Source organism: Romboutsia sp. BSD2780061687b_171204_C1 (assembly GCF_015560225.1).
In the GTDB taxonomy this organism is placed as follows: Bacteria; Bacillota; Clostridia; order Peptostreptococcales; family Peptostreptococcaceae; genus Romboutsia_C; species Romboutsia_C hominis.
Window position 1 is genome coordinate 416,287 of sequence record NZ_JADMRK010000001.1, and the last position, 25,668, is coordinate 441,954.

Consider the following 25,668-nt stretch of genomic DNA (forward strand, 5'->3'; position numbering starts at 1 on the left):
AACTCACGTGGTTCCACCTCTATTTATTAATGCCTCACGACACTAACCTCTTTGAGTACGACAAATAAATTGTTTATACTCTAGCACTATAACGGGTGCAGGGAATCCGGAAACAGCCTACTAAGATATCTTTTCGGTGCTCTGCTTAAAGATGTGTTCAAAGTAAAATCAATTGCACCTCTCACCAACCGGTAACTCTCTGTTAAAGATACTTACTTTTACTATTTCTTATCATTGCATTTAGTTATGTAATTAACTTTGTTGTTTTAAATAATAAATCTATTTTTTGTTTATGTCAATATTTTTTTAAAATACTAAAAATTAATACATTAGTTTTTATTAATAGATTCGATTTCTTTATTTAAGAAATAAGAGATAATTGTCCTTATTATAACTATGGCAGCAAGGCCTAATATATGATTAAGGCTAGGGTCTAGTATTGATTCTATAATATCTGCACCTATTAGAATTTCTAAGCCAAATAGTATGTATGTACCTAAAAAGTTTTTGATGATAGTAACATTTTCAACAGCAGCCTTTCTAGTCTTAGATACAATTTCTGATTTTAACCATAAAGCAAATTGAATTGCTATACCCCATATTATGACTAGTGTAGATAAACCTTGTAAAATAATTATTAATTTTTCTAAAATATTTTTAAAATCCAAATTAACCATATCCTTTAAATAAATTATATAAATATAGGTTGTGTAAAATATAAAAGCTTATTACTGATTAGATATGACAAAATATTTAAAAAAACTACTGAATATAACATAAATTTAAAAGTAAAGTATTTTAATTTATTATTAATTATGCTATAACTATTTTAGAAAAAAAATATACGGAGGAAGTTATGGGAAGACAAACTGACAAAAAGAAGTTTAACCTGCCTACTGCATATACTATATTGTTTTCTATAATTATAGTAATAGGTATAATTACACAGTTTATACCACAGGTTAATAAAGCAGGGATATCAGACGTTGTAATGTCTCCTATAAAAGGATTAAAAGATGCTATAGATGTATCTTTATATGTGCTTTTAATGGGTGGATTTTTAGGTGTTGTAGCAAAAACAGGGGCACTTGATGCAGGAATAGGTTCAATAGTAAAAAAGCTAAATGGTAAAGAATTCATATTAATACCAATACTAATGTTTACATTTTCATTAGGTGGAACTTGCTTTGGTATGTCAGAAGAAACATTAGCCTTTTATGCATTAATAACAGCTACTATGTTAGCTGCTGGATTTGATTCTTTAACAGCAGTTGCTACTATATTATTTGGTGCTGGATGTGGAGTTTTAGGTTCAACTGTAAACCCATTTGTGGTTTCAATAAGTATAGATTCTCTTAAAGGTGTTGGAGTTGAAGTTAATCAAGCGGTAGTTATGGGAATTGGAGCAGCACTTTGGTTATCATCACTATTAATATCTATATATTTTGTTATGAAGCATGCTAAAAAGGTTAAAGAAAATCCTAATGCAACTTTATTATCAAAAGAAGAAGTAGAATCAGCTAAAAGTGCATTTATAAATTCAAAAAAAGAGACTTTAGAATTTACAACTAAAAGAAAAATAGTATTAGCTTTATTTGGATTATCATTTGTAGTTATGATATGTGGAGTTATTCCTTGGGAAAAGTTTGGAATAACTATATTTAAGCATACTGACTTTTTAACAGGTAATGCACTTGGAAACTGGTGGTTTTCAGAACTTGCTACATGGTATACATTAATGGCTATTGTAATTGGTGTAGTATATGGATTAAAAGAAAAAGAAATAGTTTCAGCTATAATAGATGGAGCATCTGAGATGGTAGGAGTTGCCCTTATAATAGGTATATCAAGAGGCGTATCTGTTATAATGAGTAGTACAGGACTTGATGTTTATGTTCTTAATAATGCATCACATGCCTTAAGTGGAATGTCACCTATATTATTTATAAACATAGCATTTTTAATATATATAGGTTTATCATTTTTAATACCTTCTACATCAGGCTTAGCTAGTGTATCAATGCCTATATTTGGACCATTAGCAAAAAGTTTAGGATTTCCATCAGAATTAATTATATCAACTCTTGGTGCTGGATGCGGACTTGTAAATCTTATAACACCAACATCTGGAGTTATAATGGGGGGACTTGCTATAGCAAAGGTTGAATATAGTACATGGGTTAAGTTTGCAAGTAAGATAATCATTTGTATATATATATCATCAGCTATTATATTATCAATAGGGATGATGTTATTATAATTAAAAATATTTAATAAATATGAGATAGTGATAGTAGTGTTTTAAATTATACTATAACTATCTCATATTTTATTTTATACCTAATTTATAGTAAAAAGCATATTAATAGAATTTGAAGTAGACTTATCTTTTATAAAAGATTTAAATATCACATTTTTATCTTTGAGGTTATACTTTTCTAAATTTAATTTATTTTCAAAAACAAATTCTAAATCTACATAACTATTTGGAGTAATATTATTTATATTTTTAGATTTTATAGTATAGCTATATTGTTTTTCGTATTTATCGCTTAATATTAAGCTAATATCTGGATTTATAAATTCATTGTTCGATTCATTTTTTAATCTTATATTTATTTTTGTGTAATTATTATCATTCATATAACCTAATAATTCAAATTTCAAATTAGGGTCTATATTATTATCAAAAGAATTAAAACCTATTAAACATATACTTAATGAAAATAATAAAAAAGCCATAAATAACTTTCTCATAATATAAAAACCTCCAAATTAAAAGATTATATAAGTATTCTTTATAATATATAGAGTTTCCTCTATATAATTAGTTATTAAGTACAAAAAAATATAAGTATTTATAAAAGTTAACTCACATTTTGTAGAAGACTGCATATATATTATTAAGAAGATGATATTTAATATATCATGTCTAATAAAAAAAGGGTGGATATTATGGTATGCAAAAAAGGAAATCATAAAAAGCATAATTGTGGATGTCATAAAAATTTTTGTTGTAAAGGCATAAACATAAATAAAAAAGAGTGTGAAAAAAATCATAAATGTAAATGTGATCATGATATTGATTGCTCAGAATGTAGAAGACTTAAATGTTTAGCTCAAAGAAAATGTGATGAAGCGAATGAAAGAATAAATAGATCAAATCAAGCTGCACAGCAAGCACAACAATCAGAAAGAAGAGCAGAGGAATTAAAAAGACAAGCTATGGAAGAATGTGAAAGAGCTCGTAGATTATGGAATGATTCTAAAAGATTATCAAATGAGGGTGAAGAGTTAATGTGTGAAGCTCGAAGACTTATGAAACAAAGTGATGAATGTCATAAAAATTGTCATGAAGAGAATGATGGATGTAGCTCAAATGATCATAACTGTGGATGCAACTCAAATAATCATAGCTGTGGGTGTAATTCAAATGATCATAACTGCGGATGTAATTTAAATTGTAAATGTGTATGTAATTGTAGATAATAAAAATCCCTAGAATAACTAGGGATTTTTATTAATTTTCAAATGGTGAATTAGAATATAATATAAAATATCCTTGTGGATATGAGCAAACTGGGCAAGCCATTGGAGCTTTAGTACCTGTATGAACGTGACCACAGTTTAAGCAAATCCATTTTTCTTCATTATCTTTTTTAAATAGAGTATTGTTTTCAAGGTCACTAGCAAATCTTCCGAATCTATCTCCATGTATTTTTTCTATTTCAGATATTTTCTCAAAACTATTAGCTACCTCTAAGAAACCTTCTTCACGAGCTGTTTTAGCAAATTCTTTGTAAACTTTATCCCATTCTTCGTATTCATTATGTTGAGCATCTTTTAATGTCTTAATTAAATTGTCATATACTTCAACAGGATATCCAGCATCTATAGTTATAGAAGAGCCAGAAAGTTCTTTTAGATGATTATAAAAAACCCAAGCATGTGCTTTCTCTTGTTCTGCTGTATAATTAAATACTTTTTGAATTACATATAAATTTTGTTTTTTAGCTAAACTTTCTCCAAATGTATATCTGTTTCTAGCTTGACTTTCTCCAGCGAAAGCTCTCATTAAGTTTTCTTTTGTTTTACTATCTTTTAATAAACTCATATTATACTCCTTTAATAAAATATTGCTATTATTATTATTATTATTTACTAAAAAATACAATTTATACAATTTTTAAGAAATACATAATGTCGATGTGTATTAAGGAGTATTTATTGTATATATTTTATAAATTCTTTATATATAATGCTTTAAATTTAAATTAAGCTACTTCATTTTCAGTATTTTCATCTTCATCATGATGTCTATTGTACTTTTTAGTATAGACAACTAATAAAAGCATTGCAGCTAATGCGTATATAATACCTGTTATATAGTAAGCATATGAATATCCAACAGGGATTTTAAATAAATATAGCTTAGTAAATTGACCTGCAATTATTGAAGTAATACCACCAGCAACAAAAATAAGTGAATTGTAAGCAGGTCTTAGGTTTTTAGGTACAAACTCCATAGGAAGAGAGTTCATAATAGGGTTTGCACAGTTCATAAATCCAGATCTAAAGAATAAGCCAGCTCCAACTGCTAAAATCATAGCACCACCAAACATTCTACCATTAGCTATTATAAGCATAAACGGTATTGATAAAAGAGCTAAGCCTCCAAGAGAAACAACTTTTCCTAATTTTTTTACAACATAAGGTGATATGAATAGGAAAATAACCATTGCAAAGTATTGGTAAGATACTAAGTGTGAAGTAGTAGCTCTTGATATTCCAAGTTCATTATTTAAAAATACTGAGAAATAAGGTGTTATTAAAGATGCACCAAATCTTATCATTGCAAAATATATTAACCATAATAAAACATATTTATTTTTAAATATAGACCAGTCAAATTCTCTTTTTTCATGAGTTTCTTCAAAGTAGTCTTTTCTTTTTTCTTTTATAAATAATAGTGGAATAAGAGATAAAAATGCTATAATTGCAAACATAAGTAAAACATCTCTTTGAGAAAGTATAAAATGATGAAGTTGTTCAGATGTCATTCCACTTATATTTTCAGTTAATTTACTTGCTTGGTCAATAGTAATACTTAGTCTAGAAGCAAACCTTTTAACTGAAAGAGTACCTCCAAACCAAGTTGCTAAAGTCATACCGATTACATTTATATACATAGCTCTAGAGAAGACCTTAGTTCTTTCTTCGTCATTTGTATAAGCTGTAAGATATGGAGGAAGAACAACGTCAAATAATGTAACCCCCACTAAAATTGCTAAAGTTGCAATTGGATATATAAGTTTTACATCTACATAAGAAATGCAAAGAAGTGCAGCTATTATCATTATAGGTCCTGATATTATTACTTTCTTATATCCAAGTTTTGGAACTAAAAGTAATATACCAGCACATGCAAAACTAGCAATACCCATGTAAGTAGAGAAAGAACTAGCGGTAGAAATATCCACTTGCTGTAAAAATGTGACTAAGACATCAAAAGCAACTCCACTCATAAGTACAATAAATGCATAACTGATTATATAAGCCCAGTTATTAAAGTTAAATCTTTTTACTTCTTGTTGATCCATAAAATACCCTCACTTTATAAAAATTTGATTATTACAGATGTGTTACAAGATAGGAAAATATTTTCGCTATTTGATTAGATTTTACAATAGTTAGAAAATAAATCAATATAAAGATGAAAAGTAAAAATATAGATTAAATTGATTAAATTCAAAAATATGAAAGTTTAAATTTGAATTGTCCGAAAATGGAGTATTTTGTATGCTTATGTAAAAATATTAATTTATAGAAAAATAAATATACATTGAAAGATTGTTTATAATATAAGAAATAAGATACAATTGACTTAATAAAAAATTATAAAGAATTTTCTAAATTGTATATTAAAAATACACATTTGAATTTTTATATAAAAATGCAAGAAATTATTATTAAAAAAATTTTATACAAAAATTTGGATACTTAGTGTAGATAGATGCTTATTTTTAATTATACAATGGAAATAAGGAATCAAAGATAAGTATAATTAAATGCCTAATTATTTAAAATTTGAAAAATTAATATTTATGAAAAATAAATTTTTCAAAGTAAAGAAAATTCCAAAATGAAATATTACTATTTATATAAATATAAAAGTAATATAATTAAGCAGATAAGAATTATTTAGGGAGAGGAATATACATATGTCTATTAAATTAATTAATGTAGGTAAAATCTATAAAAGTGGAGAAGTTGAAACAGTAGCATTAAAAGATATAAATCTAGAAATTAAGGATGGTGAATTTATAGTTATATTAGGACCAAGTGGTAGTGGAAAAAGTACAATGTTAAATGTTATAAGTGGATTAGATACACCAAGTAGCGGTGAAATCTATTATAACGATGAAAAAATAAGTGATTATAATGAAGATAAGCTTACAAAATTTAGAAGAAATAATTTAGGATTTATATTCCAATAGTATAATTTACTTCAAAACCTTACAGTAAAGGAAAATATTGAGATAGGTTCAAGTATAGGAAAAAATCCATTAAATATTGATGAAATGTTAGATGTAGTAAGTATGAAAAATGAAGAAGATAAATATCACTACAAGAAGTGTTAAAGTCTTATGGAGAGTAGTAAATAGCATATATTAAAACCTCTTTAAATATATCAATAATAAGAGTATATTTAAGGGAGGGTTTTATGAGCAAAAAAACATATGAATATAAATGTGTAGTAATAAATGAAAATGCTAAAAAGACAGCTGAAATATTAAATAAATATGGAAGTGATGGATGGAAGTTAGTATCTGTTTGGAACTCTTGGCACTATCTTAGCAAAAAGATAAAAATAGAAGATGAAGATTAAAATAATCTATAAAATATATTAGTCTAATTAAATATGTAAAAATTAATGTATAAGTAAATTAAAAAAATGTACCCTATAGAGTAGTTTTTAAATTATCTACTTACATAGGATACATTTTTATATATTTAAATTTTTAAATTTTTAAATAAACCTATATTTAATCAAACATATTAGATATAGATATTAACTTATTTAAATTTTTATCTAAAAATTGTTTTATGGCTTTACATTGATAATTAAAAGAAGGGATATTATCAACAAAAGGCTCTAGGTTACGCCTACATCCACCACCACAAAGCTTAAAATACTTACATTTTTTACAAGTATCATGTATATACAATGAACGATTAAAAAATTCTAACGCTTTAGGAGAAACCATAAGTTCATCCAAAGAATCTTTATTAATATTACCTAATTTCCAATAGTCAAGACAGTAAAAATCACAAGGATAAACATCACCATTGGATTCAATAACCATATTAAGACTACAAAATCCATCCATACCACAGCTAGTTGGATTATATCCTTTAAGAATAGTTATATAATCCATAAAGTTTCTTATTTCTACAAACTTACCATTTTTAATATCTTTGTACCAAAGATTAAATAATTTATCTAAAAATACATAAAAACTAGTAGTATCTAAGTAATTTTTAAACTCATTTTCTATATATTTATTTTGATTATCTATTTCGAAGTTTTTTATATAAGGTATAAATTGTATATATGAAAAATTATTAGATTTAAAATACTCATAAATCTCATCTATATTTTTGGCACTTTCTTTAGTTACAACAGATAGTATATTAAAATTAACCTTATATTTTTTTAATATACTAATAGCTGATATAACATCATCAAAAGAGGAAGAGCCGTTTTTATATGTTCTATATAAATCGTGGGTTTCTTTTAAACCATCTAGTGATATTTCAACTAAAAAATCGTTTTCTTTAAAGAAAATTGCCAAATTATCATCTATATTTATACCATTAGTTTGAATAGAATTTACAATATTAATATTATTATTGTTATATTTATTTTGTAAGTTTATAAGCTCTTTATAAAAATCAATACCTACTAAAGTAGGCTCTCCACCTTTAAATACAAAGTTTACATAATCTACATTTCTACTTAAAGCATTTTTTACTATATTTTCTAGTGTAGAAATATCCATAAAATCATTAGTATAAACATCTCTATTTTTTGATATATCTTTATAAAAACAATATTTACAATCTAAATTACAAGCACTAGAACTAGGCTTTATTAAAATTGTTAAATGATTCATAAAATCCCCCTTTAGGTAGATAAAATTGTATATCTGTTATTAATAACTATTATATATTAAAAAATAATATTTATTAAATATAAAATATATTAATAACCCCTGTTTAATATTAAACAGGGGTTATTAATACATTTTATTATAAAATTAACCTTCTTTAATCTCTAGAATTCCCATAGGACAAGCATCAACACAAAGTCCACAAGCTATACATTTAGATGGTACAGGCTTATCATCTACTTTTGCTATTATGCCCTTAGGACAGGCATCAACGCAAGTAAGACAACCATTACATTTTTTCTTATTAATCATATAAACACCTTTAGAATTTTGAGTTATTGCTTCTTGAGGACACTTTTTAGCACATAGACCACATTGATTACATGCCTTAACGTCTAAAGAATCATCTTTCTTTAATCCTATTTTTATACATGGAGTGTTTAATCCATAATGCTTATAAAATGCATTTGAACAAGTCATTTCACAAGCTAAGCAATTTTGACATAGAGATCTGTCTGTAACAACTAATTTTTTCATTCCCTTTTCCCCCTAAAAATTTAGATTGTATTGCTAACTGTATTCAAGTTAAGTGTAGGACAAATACTTATAAAAATCAATTTGAAATTATGACAAGTAAAATAATTTATAGAACTTAAAAATTTTAGAACAACAATATGAAAAATATATTAAATATGAAGAAGAAAATAACAAATTAATCAAATGAAATTACAAATACATAAATAAATCAAATTTATATAATATTAGTGTAATCATAAAAGGTAAAAATAAAGAGCAATTTATTAGGTATAGAAATTAATATATTAAATGAACGTAGTGGATTTAATACAGAAAATGCGACTAAGAGAACAAAAAAGAATGACTACAAAGAAAGCAATGTATGATGTGGTAATAAATAAAATTAAAATGTGTAAAAGTGAGGATAAAGATTATGATAACAGTTATAACATTTAATCCATCAATAGATACACTTTACAAACTAGAATCTTTTGAAATAGGAAAGGTTCAAAGGGCAGGTGATGTTAAAAAAAGTGCAGGTGGAAAAGGGCTAAATGTAGCTAGAGTACTAAATCAATTAGGGCATAGTCCCATATGTATGGGTTTTGTAGGTGGGTACAATGGTCTTTATATAAAGGATGAAATAAAAAAGATTGGTCTTAGAGATGAATTTATAAAAATAGATGGTGAAACTAGAGTTTGTTTAAATATAATAGATAAAAATAAAGTAAGTACAGAAATACTTGAAAGTGGCCCGACAGTAGAAGAAAACGACATGATAAAGTTTGAAAGACATCTAGAAAATATATTAGAAGAAACTAAAATACTAGTAGCTAGTGGAAGTTTACCTAAAGGATTGCCAATTGATTATTATGGATTGTTAGGAGAAATATGTAGGATTAAAAATATAAAATTTATATTAGACACTAGCGGTAAATACCTTGAAAGTGCAATAAATAGCCATATATATATGATAAAACCTAATATAGATGAACTAGAGGCTTTATGTAAGTGTAATATAAATAATAAAGAAGATGCTATAAAAGAAGCTTATAAATTATTAAGATATAATATAGAAAATATATGTATATCTATGGGCAAAGATGGGATGATTCTTGTAAATAAGGATAGTATATATGAAGTAAAAATACCAAGCATAAAAATAGAAAATACAGTTGGTAGTGGAGATTCATCAATAGCAGGATTTGCATATGGATTATTAAATGATTATTCATTAAAGGACTGTCTAAGATTATCTAATGCTTGTGGAATATCTAATGCTATGAATATTAAAACTGGATTTATAGATGTAAATGAAGTTGAAAAATTATTTAAAGAGATAGAAGTATTAGAGTATAGTAAAATCTAATATAATTAGGTTATGTAAACTAAAAAATAAAATAAGTTAAAAAGCTATAAAATTAAGGAAGATACTAAATTTTATAGCTTTTTTAATTATAAAATAATATAAATACAAAAACCTCTGTTTGAATGAATATGCGTTAAAAATGTTGTGTGTTATAATTAAATTAGCGCTCAATATTAAACTAAGGGGGAAGTATGAAAAATAAATTTTTAATTGGTTCATTAAAGTGTATGGTAATTTCGTTTATTATCGGTATGATATTAATATTTTTATCGACATCTATAGGGCTAAAAATGGGATATGATGCAATTCAAGCTAGTGGTGGAGGAATGGAAACATCTCAATATGAAATGATTGTTAAATCTAATATAGATAATTTTAGAACAGGTGGATTTGTTTTTTCTTTTATAGGTGGATTAGGGATATTGATGAGTGGATATACTTTATATAAAAATATTGAGGATTAATATTTATCTATTTAAATAAAATTATTATATTGAGAGTAGTAAGATTGAAATTACTACTCTTTTTTATTGTTTATTTGATTTTAAGAATATATAAAGCCTTGTGAAGTAGTTAGAATAATATATAAGTATTTATAAAATAGTAGACACATTTTCATTATTAAAGAAGGAGGAACGAAACGTTCCTCCTAGGATAAAATATATTTATGTATTAATAATAAGTAAATAAGATGTATAATTAAAATAAATCAATTTTATTAAAACAAAGAAGTAAAAAGGGTGAAAAAATGAATTATAAAATACTTACACATGAAGACTATGATGATATAGTAGATATATCAAAAAATATTTGGGAAGGCAATGATTATCTACCTAGTGTATTTCACAAATGGGTAGATGAAAAAGATGAGTGTTTTTTAGGGCTAGTTGTAGATGATAAGGTAGTAGCAGTAGGAAAATATAGTATTCTAATAGATGGACAAGGGTGGCTTGAAGGGCTTAGAGTACATGTTGATTATAGAGGGAGACAATATGCACATGCAATTTGCGATATGCTGTTTAATTTAGCAAGAGAAGATTTAAGAAATAATAAGATAACTAATATAGCAATGTGCACTCATAAAGATACTGTAGCCAGCATAAATATGATGAAGGCAAAGAAATTTTATTTAGAAGATAGTTGTCTGGTAGTATTTAAAGAAAATGATAATTATAATAAAAATATAAATGATATTAATATTGAAAAATGGGACATATCATATGAAGAATTTAAAAACTTAGATTATTTTAAGAAAAATAAAAGTAGAATAACCTATGGATTTACTTATTTTAATTTATGTAAAGAAATATATGATGAGTTAGTTGAAAGTAATTCTTTAGTAATGGTAAATGGTCATAGATGTATAGTTAAAGTAAAAGGAAATCCTTCTATAATATGTATAGATAATACTTTTGAAGGTATTAATGACTGTGTAAATTATTATTTATTAAAAGAAAACTATAATGAAGCTGAAATATATATACATAATCCAAGTGATGAATTAATAAGTAAGTTAAAAGAAAATAAATATGAGTCATTAACTAATTTTGAAAATGATTGTTTGTATTATGTTTATAAAGAATAGAAATAAAGTATATAGATTAATCTATATACTTTATTTGTATAAAGGGGGAAAAATTAATGGGTGTAGAACTAAAAAAGATAACACATAAAGATATAGATGATTTTAAATTAATACAAAAATGGAATAATGACAACAGTATAAAGTATTTACTTAGACCTAATTTTAAAGAAGGAGAAATAGAAGATATAACATTAGAGGAATTAATAGAAGGAACTAGAATAAATGAATACAAGCATACATACATGATAGTTGAAAATGATAAAAAGGTTGGATTTGTAACTATTGATACAAATTTTAAAATGTTACTTAATGAAAGTGATGATACTGCTTGGATTAGTATATGTGTAGGAGATAATAAATGTAGGGGTAAAGGTATTGGACTAAAAGTAATGAAGCTATTAGAAGATAAGGTAATTAAGTTAGGTAAAAATAAAATAGAGTTAGGAGTGTTTGAATACAATACTAAAGCTATAAATTTTTATGAGAAAAATGGATACAGAGCAATAGGAAAATCTGAAAACTTTGTATATTACAATGGAAATTGGTATAGTGATATAAGAATGGAAAAGCAGATAAATTTATAATCAAAATTAGTTAGGGAGATATTTGCAATGAAGGAGAAAATAATACATCAAAAAACAGAAAAAGAAAAAATGTTATCAGGAGAACTCTATTGTGCTTTAGATAGTGAATTAGAAAAAGAACATGAGAAAGCTCAAAGCATTCTTAGAGAATTTAACAATTCTTCAGATATAAATAAAAGTGAAATATTAAAATCTCTATTTGGAAAAACAGGTGAAAATTTTTGTGTAAAACCTACTTTTCGTTGTGACTATGGATACAATATTTATGTAGGAGAAAATTTCTTTGCAAATTATGATTGTATTATATTAGATGTTTGTAAAGTAACAATAGGAGAGAATTGTATGATGGCTCCAAGAGTATGCATATATACTGCAACTCACCCATTAGATGCAGAATTAAGAATATCTGGCTTAGAATATGGTAAGCCAGTTACTATTGGAAATAATGTTTGGCTTGGTGGAAATTCAGTTATAGCACCTGGAGTGACAATTGGTGATAATGTAGTGGTTGCAGCTGGAGCTGTAGTTGTAAAAGATGTTCCGGGCAATGTAGTAGTAGGTGGAAATCCTGCTAAAATTATAAAATATTTATAGTAAATATCTATTCTAAAATATTTTTCAAAAACTATAAAACTTTATTAAAGATAATTAATACCAAGTAATATCATAGAATTTATTCTGATATTAGTTGGTGTTAATTTATGTACATTTTTAGTTATATATTATTAATTATAACCTTCAAATAAATGCCTTCCAAAAATATCAACTTTTTATTTAAAATATTTTTAACTTCTTTTCTAAGTGACTTATCTGTATAAAAATCAATAATACATTCTTGTGTTTTTTACTTACACTTGCGTATCTATAAATCATTTGGTATAAAGTTCTTTGTGATAAAATCTATAAATTAATAGTTTATGGCACTGTTAAATGTATTGATTTTGCTAGAGTAATTTAGTTAGTGTCAAAATTTTGATTATATAACAAATAAATAATTAAATAAAAAAATATTTAAACATGCAAGTTTTTTAATTTTATTTACGAATTAATTAGTGTAAAAGCTTTTATAGTTAGGAGGAAGTAACTTGCAAGACAAATTAATGATTAAATATATCAAAAAGAAAAATCAAAAAGGAATGGAAATTTTAATAGACCAGTATAATGCTCTTATTACTTCAGTAGTTAGATATCATTTAGGTACACTTATTAATTACGAAGAAGAATGTGTTAGTGATACTTTACTAGCCATTTGGGATAATATAGAAGGATTTGAAAAAGATAAAAACTCTTTTAAAAACTGGATATGTGCAATAGCTAAATATAAAGCAATTGACTGCAAAAGAAAATATCTAAATAAGATAGAGACATCTAGTTTAGATGAACAAACATATTATATAGACAAAAATTTACTAAAGGTAGAAATTCAAGAGGAATTAAATGAGACATTAAACTTCTTATCAGAAGAAGACAAAGAAATATTTAGACGATATTATCTAGATGATGAAAGTGTAGTAGATATAGCAAATGATAAAAAGTTAGCTATTTCAAGTATACATAGTAAATTATCTAGGGGTAAGGCGAAAATAAGAAAAGCTTTATTAAATGACGGAGGAAAATAATATGATAGATAAATATAAAGTATTAAATAATGAAAAAATTCAATTTGATAGATATGATGAAGTAAAAACTGATAACGAAAAAATGAAAAATATAATGAAATCTAAGTTAAAGTCAAGAAAACAAGTAAATAAAAAATTAATAGCAGCAAGTATATCAGCAACACTTATACTAGGCTCTGTGGCTCTAACTAATGAAACTACATGGGCATATATTGATAGATTAGTAAATCATATTGAATCTTTCCTAGATAGAGATTATGGTGAATTTGAGAAGTACAAATTTGAAGGGAATCAATCAATAGAAGATAATGGATTAGTTCTTAATCTAGGAGATGTAATGCTTGATGATAGACAATTAATTATAAGTTTAAGTATGGATTATACTAATTTTGATTTTAAAGAGTATGGCATTAATAAAAAAGATTTTATACCAGATATACCAATAGTAACTATAGGAAATATGTCTTTCCCTGGTCAAGGTGGGGGAATCATGCAAAGAGATTTAAGAGCTGAAAATAAAAAAGAGTTTTTATATACTGTTAATTTAACTAGTATTGACACTGACGGAGATGGACTTGTGGATACTGACTTTGAGATACTTGATAATCTAGAAAAAAATAAAGATTATAATTTAAAAATTAAATTTAAAGATTTTGATATAGGGGAATCAAAGACTGAAAAAGGAAGGTTATTAAGTAAAAGTTTTGGCAATTGGGAGTTTAACACAACTATAAATAGTTCTAATATATCTAGTGATTTAAAAATTGTCGATATTAACAAAGTTATAGATATAGGTAAAGGAGTTAAATTTAAAATTGATCAAGTAAGAATTTCTCCTACTTCAGTGAATATTAAAACACAATTAGAAGGAGATCAGTCCAATGTAACATCCTTAATACATAATGCAGATGTCTCTGTAAAAGATGAAAGTGGAAATAGATTATTTGGTGGGGGAATTGGTAATTCAAATGGAAATGGTATATACCATAATTTTGAACGTAAAGGTAGCGAAAAGAAGATTACCATAATTCCTGTAATCTATTCGGAAAATAATACTAAATATTTTGAAGATGAAAAAATAGAAATAGATATTCCTTAAATTAATATTTTTTAATAATACCAATGATTATTAATAGTCATTGGTATTATTTATTTTTATTAAACTTTTGTGAATTTTTAATAAGGTTATATAAATATTTTAGATAATATAATTGCAAATATGTAATAAAAAAATATCGAAAAACAATAAAAAAGTATTGAAATATATCTTTATGTATTATATAATCTATTTATCGAAAAACAATAATTATATATCGCGTATGGAGGAAATATGAAAAAATATATTTTAAATTTAATACCATTTATTATAAGTATAGGATGTTTTGAAAGTTTTAATTTTATAGGAAGTGAAGTAGCACCAGATGGTACTTTAGTAGAGCCATTTTTCTTAATACCTATAGGATATCTATTTTTATTTATAGGAATAATAGGAGTATTAGTTAGAGTAGGATTAAATTATTTTAAAAGATCAAAATGTAATCAATAGATAAATTAAAAGCTGGCATATAAGCCAGCTTTTTCATATATATAGAATTTATATTAAGTATAAAATTGTTTAGAATTAATAAAAATGAGGTTAATCATATATTGACTTTGAGTATTCAGTTGGAGAAATACCAAATGATGTCTTAAATTTTTTAGAAAAATAGTGAATAGAAGAAAACCCAAGCATCTCAGATATTTCACTAATAGTATAAGAAGTGTTTTTAATAAGTTCTTTACTTTTTGATAATTTTAATTCATTTATATAATTTTTTACAGTATTATCCATATTCTTTTTAAATAATGAGTGTATCATAGATGGACTTATACAAAAATGACTACATAATGTATTTATAGATAATTTTTCGTATATATGTTCATCTATAAATGAAAGTATTTCATTTAATAAGCTGTTTTCATAAGTTTGTCGCATGTGAGTCGTTGGTTTAGATTGAAAGTAGGTATTTTTTAGCCTGGCAGTATGTATAATAAGCTGTTTTAAGTAACAAATAGATAAATCATTGGAGTATATATCGTCGTTTGAAAGTTCTTCTATAAGTTTACTTATAATATTGTAGGATTCTCTTTCTAAAGTAAATACTTTATTACAAAGTACTTCATAGTCATTAGAGTCCATTTTAAAGTTAATAGTTAAGTAAGAGCTAATATTATCTGAAGTAGCTTGAGTATGAAATTGAAATGGAGCATAAAATATGAGATCGCCTTGTTTTAAATTATATTCTTTACCATCTACATTAGTAGATAGGTTTCCTTTATCAACATATGTAAGCTCCCAATAAGGGTGAGATTCACCAGCAAAAGAATAGTTAGTCCCCTTTTCTTGATAAAACTTAGTATAAATTTGATCAATATTAAGGGAAGATGAAATTTTAGTATAAGTATATTCTTCTTTTAGATTTATAGACTTAAATTCATCTTTAGATATTATGCTTATTTCACTTTCATCTGAAATTGATATTAAATTGAAATATATTCCTTTTTTTAAGTTAATTATCCTATTTATTATAAAAGATTTTATATCTTTTCCATCTAATGAAACTAGTATCATAACAACACCTTTATTTACTTTTAAAAAGGTAGAGTTATCAGATGTTAATTTTAATTTCTTAATACTTTTATTTTTTATATTTATATCTTTTGAAAAATCTCTATCTAAATTTTCACAAACTAGTTCCCCAAAATTTTTAAAGGCAGGATTAGTAGTTTTTATGAACATGGATACCCCCTAAAAAGTTTAATATGTTAAAATTTTCCCCTAATATAATTTTATACTATTTAATATGGTATGTAAATTAAGATAAATAAAAGTGTATTTATTAAAAAAGTTGTAAAGGAAAATATTTATTCTAAGTAAATTAGGGTATAAAAGTAAAAAATGTATAATGAATTATTTTTGTAGGATGAAACAATCCTAAAGTGAATTTATTAAGTAAAAAATATGAATAAAAGTTCAAAGTAAATTTTATAAAAATTGGTTTTAAAATATTTAATTTTAATATAAAATAAAATTATAAGATATAAGTATAGACGTAGTAAATATTTGTCTAACAACTTATACAGACATAAGTCATAGTATATACTATAGGTAAATTGACTTATATAATTAACTGTGATAAAATTATTTAAAAATTTATATTTAAAGGAGATATGAGTATGTTAGAACCTGAACCCGAAAGGACCATCTTACAATCAATTTTTAAAAATGTGAAGGACTTTATAAATAATATTATTCACATTATAACAGGTAAAAAAGAAAATAATGAATTAGATAATCTAGCTGTAGATAGTAAGTTTGAATTAAACGATAAAGTAGCTAGAGAAATTATGGTATCAAGTAAAGATGCATTTTTAATAGATGTAAATGAAAATATAGATACTATATTAGATGATATATCTATAATAAATTATTCAAAAATACCTGTATACGAAGAATATGTAGACAATATAATAGGAGTCTTACATGTAAAAGATTTAATGATTGAGGCTAGAAAAGAAGGATTTAAAAATATAGACATAAGAAAGATTCTTCATAAACCGTGTTTCATACCAGAAACTAAAAATGTAAGTGAATTATTCAATTCAATAGATTCACAAAATGATAATTTATTTATATTAATAGATGAATATGGAGCATTTTCAGGCATAGTAAGTATGGAAGATTTAATCTGTGAGATCAAGGGTATAACTTATGACAAAAGTGATTTACACCATGATAAAATCAAAAAAATAGATGACAACAACTTTATGGTTAAAGGAGTATTAAGTGTAAGTGACTTTAACGAAATATTTAATGTTAACATTGAAGAAGGAGATTATGACACCTTAAACGGTTATATTATAAATCAGCTAGGAAAGATTCCAAATGAGAACGAAGACATACAGATTAATTTAGGGAAGTTAATTCTTAAATTAATAAGAATTAATAAAAGAAGAATAGAAGATATTCAAATAAGTATATTATAGGTGTAGATTATTCTACACCTTTTTATAATATTATAAAAAATAATAGTATCTATTTGATATACATAATAGAGTAACTTTTAATTATATATTGTCATATACATATACAAAATAAAAAAATCAACTAGGGGGATTTTACATGCAATTAAATAATGACAATATGAATAAAAATAATATGAATAATAAATCTTTACAAGGGCAAGGAACAAATCAACAATTTCCAGGTGGGTCTCAAAATCAAGGAACAAATCAACAGTTTCCAGGAGGATCTCAAAATCAAGGAACAAATCAACAGTTTCCAGGAGGATCTCAAAATCAAGGAACAAATCAACAGTTTCCAGGAGGATCTCAAAATCAAGGAACAAATCAATTATTTCCAGGAGGGGCTCAAAATCAAGGAACAAACCAACAATTTCCAGGAGGATCCCAAAATCAAGGAACAAATCAACAATTTCAAGGAGGATCCCCAGGACAAGTTGGTTTACCAAGCATGCCACCGCAACCACAACCACAGCAACAACAACAACAACTAAAGTCAAAGCCACAGCCTGATAGTGGTAATGAAAGGTCAAGAGTAAAGATAAAGTCAGTATTTGACGATAAATTTGTAGTAATTGGAAGAGATGTTTTTTTATATGCAACAGCTCAAAGTGCTAATAGCGGTGATACATTTAGACTTATAATAGATGGTAATAAAGCAAGAATAAGAGAAGCAGGAGGAAGTTTCGTAAGAGTAGATAATAGAGACTTTTTAATTGCAGATACTGATAGAAGAGGAGCTACAGAGTTTACAATATATAGAACAGGCGATAGAGAATATGTATTAAGGGCACCTAATGGATACTTTGTTAGAGTTAGAGAAAATGATGCTAGACTAGTAGCAAGGGCAGTAAATGCTGATGAAAGAACTAGATTTAAATTTAGAAGAGTAGACTAAAAATAAAGCGTACCTTATAATTTTATAAGGTACGCTTTATTTGATTAAAAAATGAATTTTATATTTTTCTATATCTTTTTAGACCTACTATATTTAATAATGAAAGTATTATAGCAAAGAGTAGCAATATAATTATATCCATATATATATCATTAAAGGTATATCCTTTTAGGACTACACCACTAAGTGCATTAGAACCATAGTATAATGGTGTAAATCTAGATAAAACTTGTAACCAATTAGCCATAGATTCTACTGGAATTATTCCTGTAAAAAATATTTGAGGTACTATTATAATTGGTACAAATTGCATCATCTGAAATTCTGAATTTGCAAAAGTAGACATTAAAACACCTAAAGTTAATGCTACAAAGGCTATTAATATATTTATAATTATTACTAAAAATACACTTCCAACTATTTTTATATTTAGTATATATACAGAAAATAGTACTAAAATTATAGTTTGTATAACTGAGAATAATCCATAACCTAGTAAGTAACCTCTTATAATCTCACTTCTTTTAATTGGAGTAGAAAGTAGTTTGTCTAATGTACCTGAAGTTCTTTCCTTTAAAAGAGATATACCTGATATTAAAAATACAAAGAAGAATACAAAAAATCCAATTAGTATAGGGTTTAAAGTATCAAAGTAAGATAAATTTTCATCTCCATATATATAGTTACTTTTAACAGATACTTTGCTAATATCTAAGTTAGTGCTTAAGTTAGGTGTATTTTTAGAAAAGGCAAATTGCTTTTGATATGAGCTAAGTGAATTTTTAATATTAATCATTTCGTCTTTTGCTAATGTAGCATTTATCTTAGCTTCTATCTGTTTACTATTTTGAGGAGAACTATTTTCATAAGTAACATTTAAAGTATTATCATCTAAATATATAAATGCGCTTAAATCATCTTTTAATATTTTATCTTTTATATTATCTTTATTTGAATAATTTAGTATATTTAAATCTGTTTCCTTTAAGTTATCATTAAATTCACTATTAGTATTATAAACACCTACATTTAGTTTTACATCTTTACTTGAATTAAATAAAAAATATACTAAAGACATAACTATAAGAGGTGCAAACATCATAAGAGCTAGGGTTCTTTTATCGTTTATAGTTTGTTTTATAATTCTAATTGCTAATGCTTTAACTCTCATTTAGTTTCACCTCCTAATTTTAAAAATATTTCTTCTATAGTATTAACTTCAAATTCTTTTATTAAATTATTAGGAGTACCAGTAGCAATTATTTTACCGTCCCTTATTAAAGCTAATCTATCACATTTTACTGCTTCATCCATAACGTGAGTTGTTACTATTATAGATTTTCCTTCATTTTTTAAGTTATAAAGCTCATTCCATATATCAAATCTAAGGCGAGGGTCTATACCTACAGTAGGTTCATCTAATATTAAAAGAGCAGGGTCTTGAATTAGAGATATAGCAAGTGATAGTCTTCTTTTCATACCTCCTGAAAAACTTTTAACTTTTTTAGAAAGGTGATTTTCAAGATTAACTAATTTTGAAGTATAATCTATTCTTTCTTTTATTTTAGATTTATTTAATCCAAATATTTTTCCAAAGAAATCTAAATTTTCTTTTGCACTTAAATCTTCATATAAAGCATCTGACTGTGCCATATATCCTATGTTTTGTAATACATCTAAATTAGGAATGGGTTTATTAAATACTTTTATAAATCCGCTATCTATTTTTTCCATACCTATTATAGCTTTAACAAAAGTCGTTTTACCAGCACCAGAAGGTCCTATAAGACCAACTATTTCACCTTTTTTTATATTTAAGCTTAAATTATCTAGAATTATAGATTTAGATATTTTCTTAGATATATTTGAAACTTCAACAATATTCATAAAATACTCCTTTCTATTTTAGTATGTACTGTGCTTATTAATGATTATACTACAATTATAATAAAGTTAAAAATCTTAAGGATAATAAAAAAGAGGACTTTTAAGTCCTCTTTTTTTATTAATCTATTATTTCTATAGATTTTATATTATTTTTATCTAAAGATATAGAACTACCAAGTTCAAATCCAGAGACAGTAAGTAAACTTACATATTGATTAGAATTAAATTTGTCCATCCAATCAAGTAGGGCATTAAAGTTTTTAATGTTATTTCTTTCTACTATTTTAGTAAAGCCATTATTAAAGGTTATTTTTAATTTATCAACGCTCAAATATGTCACACCTTTCAAAATTTAGTACATAATAGGTATTAAAGAGCCTAAGTCTAATAATTTTTCATCACTTAAAGAAATAATTTCTTTATTTTTAGATTTAACAAAATCATAAATTTTATCATAATCAGGGTGAAGCTTGATATTACCGTAAAAAGCTAATTCTTTATGAGATATAAGTCCGCTACATCCACCTATAAATCCATAATTCATATTAAATAAATCAATATTTCCTTTAGATATAAGTAAACAATCAATATTGTGTTTTATTACTTCTTTATATATACCTTCATCTGAAGTTATAATAGAATTTTCATCAACAATACATACTGAACATTTTGTATATCCTTGATTTACATTAATCATAGTAAGATTATTTTCTTTTATGTACTTTAAAATGTTTTTGTCTGTATAATCAAAATTATGAATAGCATACTTTCCAAACAAGCAAACATTGTATTGTATATTGTTTGGATATTTACTTTCTATAGGTAGATTTCCTTTTATGACATTAAAGTTATACTTTTTTAATTTATCATTATAATAATCATAGACATCAGGAGATACAACTATATTTTCATCATTTAATTTAAATATACTTATATCTGGATGAAACTTTATAGCATCATAAGAATTTTTACATCCAATTGTTTTTATTAAATCTATACCTCTAGCTCTTAAATTTTTCTCCATAGTAGGAGTAATTCTTTTGTCTACTATTGCTAATTTAACATAGTCATTAACTATAAAAGAATCTTTTATAAATTTCATAAATTTTCTCCTAAATATATAATAATTTTAGCTTATCATAAAAATTTAATATTTTACAATATTAAAAGGCATGTTTTTACATGCCTTTTAAGTAACTTTATTATTTGTTATCTTCACTATTACTTTCATAAATATTAGGATCTTGAGATGGATAAGAGTTATTTGTATTTATTACTCTAAAATTTATTAAATCAGTAGTTTCACTATCAGAACTTTCAAAAACGTCGTTATTATCTATTATTTGATTGTATTGGTCATCAAAATGATTTAAAAATGATAAATTATCATGTTTTTTGTTAGAGTTTTTTTTCATTTTATACTCCTTTGATAATAAATTATATATTAAAAGTATATGTAAGCTAATATATTTTATACTAATACTTAGATTAAATTGTTATAAATTTAGATAATATAAAGATTAAAAATGGGTAATATATATACAAATGGGTAATATATATAAAAATGTAAATAAATAATTAATAAATAAAATAAAAGTCTTGTCATAATAAATAAGAAAAGGTTATAATATTAAAGAAAAATAACATTTACATTTTAATTATATTGGTAAATAAAGTTTTGTTAATTGTCGAAAAGTATTGAAAAATGATATGTGTGGGGCAAGGCTTCTAATATTTAATTTTTAAGAAGTGCATATTATAAATACTTAGACTAGATAAATAAACTAAATTTATCAGAAATTAAACAAAAGTAGAGGGCGAGAAAATATGACAATACTAATAAATGCACTAGGCATAATTATTTTGTTAGGAATATTGTATCTATTATCATCTGATAAAAAAGCAATAAATAAAAAGATGATAGCTAAAGCATTTATAATACAATTTATCCTAGCATTTTTACTGGTAAAATTCCCACTTGGAAGAGCTGCACTACAAAAGGTATCTGATGTAGTAACTGCTACTTTAAGTTATGGATTTGAAGGTTTATCATTTGTATTTGGGCCACTAGCAGATTCAGGTGCTCCAACAGGGATGATATTTGGTATACAAGTTTTAGGTAACATAATATTTATATCAGCGTTAGTAGCTGCATTATACTACTTAGGTATAATAGGAGCTGTTGTTAAAGCAATAGGTGGGGTTATAGGTAAAGTACTTGGAACTTCTAAAGTAGAAAGTTTCGTTGCTGTTGCTAATATGTTCTTAGGACAAACTGAATCTCCAATATTAGTTTCAAAATACTTATCAGGAATGACTAAAAGTGAAATAATGTTAGTTTTAGTATCTGGTATGGGTAGTATGTCTGCAACTGTTTTAATGGGATATGCAGGTCTTGGAATACCTATGGAATACTTACTTATAGGTGGAGCATTAGTGCCACTTGGAAGTATAATAGTATCTAAGATAATACTTCCAGAAACAGAAGTTGAACATGAATTTGTAGCTAAGGGTCATGAACATGAAGGTGCTAAAGAAGAAATAAGCATAGATAATAAAGGGGATAATCCAAACCTTATATCTGCAATATCTCAAGGTGCTAATGACGGGCTTCAAATGGCATTAGGTATAGGTGCTTCACTTATAGCTATAATAGCTTTAGTTGCACTTGTTAATGGTATATTAGGAGTTGTAGGATTATCATTAGAACAAATATTATCATATATATTTGCACCAATAGGAGCATTAATGGGTCTTCCTACAGACAAGATATTAACAGCTTCTCAGCTTTTAGGAAGTAAGTTAGTATTAAATGAATTCGTTGCTTTTGGACAATTAGGTACAATGTTACCAAACTTAGACTACAGAACTGGTCTTATGATGGCAATATCTCTTTGTGGATTTGCCAATATATCAAGTATGGGTATATGTATATCAGGAATATCAGTTTTCTGTCCAGAAAAGAGAAGTTTATTAGCTAAATTAGCATTCAAAGGAATGTTAGGTGGATTCTTCGTTAGTGTACTAAGTGCATTAGTAGTTGGATTAATAATAGCTATATAATTAAATAAATAAGATTATTAAGGAGGAACGAATCGTTCCTTCTTTTTTTGTTATACTAATTAAGATATAAATAAAAAGGAGAGTTAAAATGGAAAATAAATTTATAAAAAGAACAGCCATTTTAATAGGTGAAGATGGATTAGAGAAACTTAAAAATTCAAATATTCTAGTTATAGGAGTAGGGGGAGTAGGAAGCTTTTGTGTAGAAGCTTTAGTAAGAGCTGGAATAGGAAATATAACTATAGTAGATTATGCTAAAGTTTGTGAAAGTGATTTTAATAGGCAACTACCAGGGCTTAACTCAAAATTAGGCAAAGACAAAGTAGAAGTAGTAAAAGAAAGGCTTTTAGATATAAATAAAAACTTAAATATAAAAGCTATAAATACTATATTTAATAAAGATACTAGCAAAGAAATAATTAATGATGATTATGATTATGTAGTAGATGCAATAGATATGGTATCATCTAAAATTCATTTAATAGAAGAGTGTAAAAAAAGAAATATACCAATAATTAGTTCTATGGGTATGGGCAATAAATTAGATCCAACAAAAATAGAAGTAAGTGATATTTCAAAAACTCATACTTGTCCTCTAGCTAAAGTAGTAAGAAAAGAATTAAGGGACAGAAATATTGATCATTTAAAAGTAGTTTTTTCAAGTGAAAACCCTTTAGAGTTAAAAGAAAAAATATCAGATGGTCATAGAATAATTCCTGGAAGTATATCTTTTATGTCATCTTCTGGAGGTCTTATTATAGCATCTGAAGTTGTTAGAGATTTGTTAAATAATAAATAGAATTTTTTCTATAATTTCTTTAAGTGGCAATGATAATAAATATTGCATATTATAATTAAATTCTAATTATAGCATGGCTACGGGGGGAGTATGTTTGATTAATTTTATTATTTATTTAATGTGTATTATTTTATTTATTTTTTCATTTATAAGAGATTCAAAAAAAACAAAAAGTGCTTTTGTAAAAGGTGTGAAATCATTAGAAGCGATAATGCCTCAATTTTTTCTTATTGTAATTATAATTGCTATAATCTTATCTGTATTAGACACAGAGTCTATATCAAAGCTTATTGGCGAAGAATCAAAATTTATTGGAACAACTATATCATCAGTGATAGGTGCAGTTACTATGATGCCTACATTTGTGGCTTTTTCAGTAGGGGATTCTCTACTTAAAAGTGGGGCTGGATATGCACAAGTAGCAGCATTTATATCAACTTCTACTATGGTTGGAATACTAACACTTCCACTAGAATCAAAATTTATAGGAAAGAAGGCTGCTTTTTATAGAAATGTTGTAGCATTTTTATTTGCTTTTGTAGTAGCTTCTTTTGTAGGGGGAATTTTAGGATGATAAATATAAGATTTATTTTAAATAGATATAAATATGTACTTATTGGATTTATTATTTGCATATTTATATATTTTTTTAATAATAATTTGGGAACTAATATTTTTAGTAACGTAAAATCTAGTACTTTGCAGATGTTAGGTATACTTCCAGGGGTTATGATTTTACTTTCTCTTTTGGATGAGTGGGTTCCTAGAGAGTATTTTATTAAGTATATGGGAAATAAATCAGGCTTACTTGGTATATTTTTATCTTTTGCTTTAGCATGTTTTGCAGCAGGTCCTATGTATGCAGCATTTCCTTTTGCCAAAGTTCTTATGGATAAAGGGGTTAGGTTTTCAAATATAATTATATTTTTAAATGCTTGGTGTGTTGTTAAGATTTCTACGTTGACATTTGAAATAGATGCTCTTGGATATGAGTTTACATTAGTTAGACTTATAATTGATATAATTGGAGTAATATTTATGGGATACTTGGTTGAGTTTATAGATAAAAAACAAATATCTTTTAGTAGAAGACATAATATCTAAATGTATTA

At 25.5% G+C, this 25,668-nt stretch carries 31 protein-coding genes and 1 other annotated feature (1 of these 32 only partly in view); of the genes, 19 read left to right on the forward strand and 12 right to left on the reverse strand.

What is annotated here, in order from left to right; genetic code table 11:
- Nucleotides 1–244 (reverse strand) — a binding site (T-box leader) (it extends 16 nt beyond the left edge of the window).
- Nucleotides 245–329: 85 nt separating this feature from the next.
- Nucleotides 330–677 (reverse strand): DUF1622 domain-containing protein, encoded by a 348-nt coding sequence (locus I2H23_RS02085; protein ID WP_195580938.1) that lies wholly within the window; start codon nt 675–677, stop codon nt 330–332.
- Between the two features lie 179 nt (nt 678–856).
- Between I2H23_RS02085 and I2H23_RS02090 the strand changes: the two genes are divergently transcribed.
- Nucleotides 857–2,260, forward strand: coding sequence for a YfcC family protein (locus tag I2H23_RS02090; protein ID WP_092926600.1), 1,404 nt, complete (start codon nt 857–859; stop codon nt 2,258–2,260).
- 80 nt (nt 2,261–2,340) lie between these two features.
- Here I2H23_RS02090 and I2H23_RS02095 read toward each other — a convergent pair whose 3' ends face one another.
- A complete protein-coding gene (locus I2H23_RS02095) occupies nt 2,341–2,757 on the reverse strand; it encodes a hypothetical protein (RefSeq protein WP_195580939.1) in 417 nt (138 codons plus the stop codon).
- A 198-nt stretch (nt 2,758–2,955) separates the two neighbouring features.
- On the opposite strand from I2H23_RS02095, the gene I2H23_RS02100 reads away from it, so the two are divergent.
- A complete protein-coding gene (locus tag I2H23_RS02100) occupies nt 2,956–3,489 on the forward strand; it encodes a hypothetical protein (protein WP_195580940.1) in 534 nt (177 codons plus the stop codon).
- A gap of 31 nt (nt 3,490–3,520) precedes the next feature.
- Here I2H23_RS02100 and rbr read toward each other — a convergent pair whose 3' ends face one another.
- Together rbr and I2H23_RS02110 are read right to left on the reverse strand one after the other, a co-directional pair.
- The gene (gene rbr, locus I2H23_RS02105) at nt 3,521–4,114 is read right to left on the reverse strand and encodes a rubrerythrin (RefSeq protein WP_195580941.1); all 594 of its coding nucleotides are present in this window, start codon (nt 4,112–4,114) and stop codon (nt 3,521–3,523) included.
- A gap of 160 nt (nt 4,115–4,274) precedes the next feature.
- Nucleotides 4,275–5,600: an MFS transporter gene (locus I2H23_RS02110; RefSeq protein WP_195580942.1), complete on the reverse strand. Its 1,326-nt coding sequence runs from the start codon at nt 5,598–5,600 to the stop codon at nt 4,275–4,277.
- Between the two features lie 621 nt (nt 5,601–6,221).
- On the opposite strand from I2H23_RS02110, the gene I2H23_RS02115 reads away from it, so the two are divergent.
- Together I2H23_RS02115 and I2H23_RS02120 are read left to right on the forward strand one after the other, a co-directional pair.
- Nucleotides 6,222–6,497, forward strand: a complete 276-nt coding sequence (locus tag I2H23_RS02115) for an ATP-binding cassette domain-containing protein (RefSeq protein ID WP_195580943.1) — start codon at nt 6,222–6,224, stop codon at nt 6,495–6,497.
- A 227-nt stretch (nt 6,498–6,724) separates the two neighbouring features.
- On the forward strand, nt 6,725–6,889 hold the full coding sequence (locus tag I2H23_RS02120) for a DUF4177 domain-containing protein (protein ID WP_141664391.1): 165 nt from the start codon (nt 6,725–6,727) through the stop codon (nt 6,887–6,889).
- 157 nt (nt 6,890–7,046) lie between these two features.
- On the opposite strand, the gene I2H23_RS02125 is transcribed toward I2H23_RS02120, so the two are convergent.
- Together I2H23_RS02125 and I2H23_RS02130 are read right to left on the reverse strand one after the other, a co-directional pair.
- On the reverse strand, nt 7,047–8,177 hold the full coding sequence (locus I2H23_RS02125) for an anaerobic sulfatase maturase (RefSeq protein WP_195580944.1): 1,131 nt from the start codon (nt 8,175–8,177) through the stop codon (nt 7,047–7,049).
- Between the two features lie 144 nt (nt 8,178–8,321).
- On the reverse strand, nt 8,322–8,711 hold the full coding sequence (locus I2H23_RS02130; protein ID WP_195580945.1) for a 4Fe-4S binding protein: 390 nt from the start codon (nt 8,709–8,711) through the stop codon (nt 8,322–8,324).
- Between the two features lie 288 nt (nt 8,712–8,999).
- Here I2H23_RS02130 and I2H23_RS02135 point away from each other — a divergent pair, with 288 nt between their 5' ends.
- From I2H23_RS02135 to I2H23_RS02175, 9 genes are all read left to right on the forward strand, one after another.
- Nucleotides 9,000–9,146, forward strand: a complete 147-nt coding sequence (locus tag I2H23_RS02135) for a hypothetical protein (RefSeq protein ID WP_195580946.1) — start codon at nt 9,000–9,002, stop codon at nt 9,144–9,146.
- Entirely contained in the window at nt 9,124–10,059 is a 936-nt protein-coding gene (gene pfkB / locus I2H23_RS02140) for a 1-phosphofructokinase (protein ID WP_195580947.1), read from the forward strand. Before I2H23_RS02135 ends, pfkB begins: the two co-directional genes overlap by 23 nt.
- Before the next feature lie 191 nt (nt 10,060–10,250).
- Nucleotides 10,251–10,523, forward strand: coding sequence for a hypothetical protein (locus I2H23_RS02145; RefSeq protein ID WP_195580948.1), 273 nt, complete (start codon nt 10,251–10,253; stop codon nt 10,521–10,523).
- A 284-nt stretch (nt 10,524–10,807) separates the two neighbouring features.
- Nucleotides 10,808–11,644: a GNAT family N-acetyltransferase gene (locus I2H23_RS02150; protein ID WP_195580949.1), complete on the forward strand. Its 837-nt coding sequence runs from the start codon at nt 10,808–10,810 to the stop codon at nt 11,642–11,644.
- 56 nt (nt 11,645–11,700) lie between these two features.
- Nucleotides 11,701–12,228, forward strand: coding sequence for a GNAT family N-acetyltransferase (locus I2H23_RS02155; protein WP_195580950.1), 528 nt, complete (start codon nt 11,701–11,703; stop codon nt 12,226–12,228).
- Nucleotides 12,229–12,255: 27 nt separating this feature from the next.
- Entirely contained in the window at nt 12,256–12,822 is a 567-nt protein-coding gene (locus I2H23_RS02160) for a maltose acetyltransferase domain-containing protein (RefSeq protein WP_195580951.1), read from the forward strand.
- A 491-nt stretch (nt 12,823–13,313) separates the two neighbouring features.
- A complete protein-coding gene (locus tag I2H23_RS02165) occupies nt 13,314–13,847 on the forward strand; it encodes a sigma-70 family RNA polymerase sigma factor (RefSeq protein WP_195580952.1) in 534 nt (177 codons plus the stop codon).
- A 1-nt stretch (nt 13,848) separates the two neighbouring features.
- On the forward strand, nt 13,849–14,946 hold the full coding sequence (locus tag I2H23_RS02170) for a DUF4179 domain-containing protein (protein ID WP_195580953.1): 1,098 nt from the start codon (nt 13,849–13,851) through the stop codon (nt 14,944–14,946).
- A gap of 231 nt (nt 14,947–15,177) precedes the next feature.
- Nucleotides 15,178–15,393: a DUF3955 domain-containing protein gene (locus tag I2H23_RS02175; protein WP_195580954.1), complete on the forward strand. Its 216-nt coding sequence runs from the start codon at nt 15,178–15,180 to the stop codon at nt 15,391–15,393.
- A gap of 90 nt (nt 15,394–15,483) precedes the next feature.
- Here I2H23_RS02175 and I2H23_RS02180 read toward each other — a convergent pair whose 3' ends face one another.
- Nucleotides 15,484–16,626: an AraC family transcriptional regulator gene (locus I2H23_RS02180; protein ID WP_092926564.1), complete on the reverse strand. Its 1,143-nt coding sequence runs from the start codon at nt 16,624–16,626 to the stop codon at nt 15,484–15,486.
- Nucleotides 16,627–17,063: 437 nt separating this feature from the next.
- On the opposite strand from I2H23_RS02180, the gene I2H23_RS02185 reads away from it, so the two are divergent.
- Both I2H23_RS02185 and I2H23_RS02190 read left to right on the forward strand, forming a co-directional pair.
- On the forward strand, nt 17,064–17,873 hold the full coding sequence (locus I2H23_RS02185) for a transporter associated domain-containing protein (protein ID WP_166505108.1): 810 nt from the start codon (nt 17,064–17,066) through the stop codon (nt 17,871–17,873).
- Nucleotides 17,874–18,009: 136 nt separating this feature from the next.
- A complete protein-coding gene (locus I2H23_RS02190; protein ID WP_195580955.1) occupies nt 18,010–18,807 on the forward strand; it encodes a hypothetical protein in 798 nt (265 codons plus the stop codon).
- 58 nt (nt 18,808–18,865) lie between these two features.
- On the opposite strand, the gene I2H23_RS02195 is transcribed toward I2H23_RS02190, so the two are convergent.
- The 5 genes from I2H23_RS02195 to I2H23_RS02215 form a co-directional block, all read right to left on the reverse strand.
- Entirely contained in the window at nt 18,866–19,978 is a 1,113-nt protein-coding gene (locus I2H23_RS02195; protein WP_195580956.1) for an ABC transporter permease, read from the reverse strand.
- Nucleotides 19,975–20,694, reverse strand: a complete 720-nt coding sequence (locus tag I2H23_RS02200) for an ABC transporter ATP-binding protein (protein WP_092926556.1) — start codon at nt 20,692–20,694, stop codon at nt 19,975–19,977. The genes I2H23_RS02195 and I2H23_RS02200 overlap by 4 nt, the downstream gene beginning before the upstream one ends.
- Nucleotides 20,695–20,812: 118 nt before the next feature.
- The gene (locus I2H23_RS02205; RefSeq protein WP_092926554.1) at nt 20,813–21,025 is read right to left on the reverse strand and encodes a hypothetical protein; all 213 of its coding nucleotides are present in this window, start codon (nt 21,023–21,025) and stop codon (nt 20,813–20,815) included.
- Between the two features lie 21 nt (nt 21,026–21,046).
- Complete coding sequence (locus I2H23_RS02210; RefSeq protein ID WP_166505115.1) at nt 21,047–21,796, reverse strand: DUF6873 family GME fold protein; 750 nt, start codon at nt 21,794–21,796, stop codon at nt 21,047–21,049.
- Nucleotides 21,797–21,896: 100 nt separating this feature from the next.
- Complete coding sequence (locus I2H23_RS02215; protein WP_092926550.1) at nt 21,897–22,109, reverse strand: hypothetical protein; 213 nt, start codon at nt 22,107–22,109, stop codon at nt 21,897–21,899.
- A 412-nt stretch (nt 22,110–22,521) separates the two neighbouring features.
- Here I2H23_RS02215 and I2H23_RS02220 point away from each other — a divergent pair, with 412 nt between their 5' ends.
- The 4 genes from I2H23_RS02220 to I2H23_RS02235 all read left to right on the forward strand — a co-directional run bounded on the left by I2H23_RS02220 (nt 22,522) and on the right by I2H23_RS02235 (nt 25,660).
- The gene (locus I2H23_RS02220) at nt 22,522–23,757 is read left to right on the forward strand and encodes a NupC/NupG family nucleoside CNT transporter (RefSeq protein WP_092926548.1); all 1,236 of its coding nucleotides are present in this window, start codon (nt 22,522–22,524) and stop codon (nt 23,755–23,757) included.
- A gap of 88 nt (nt 23,758–23,845) precedes the next feature.
- Complete coding sequence (locus I2H23_RS02225) at nt 23,846–24,556, forward strand: tRNA threonylcarbamoyladenosine dehydratase (protein ID WP_166505116.1); 711 nt, start codon at nt 23,846–23,848, stop codon at nt 24,554–24,556.
- A gap of 94 nt (nt 24,557–24,650) precedes the next feature.
- Entirely contained in the window at nt 24,651–25,130 is a 480-nt protein-coding gene (locus I2H23_RS02230; RefSeq protein ID WP_166505117.1) for a permease, read from the forward strand.
- Complete coding sequence (locus tag I2H23_RS02235) at nt 25,127–25,660, forward strand: permease (protein WP_195580957.1); 534 nt, start codon at nt 25,127–25,129, stop codon at nt 25,658–25,660. The genes I2H23_RS02230 and I2H23_RS02235 overlap by 4 nt, the downstream gene beginning before the upstream one ends.
- The last annotated feature ends 8 nt before the right edge of the window (nt 25,661–25,668 follow it).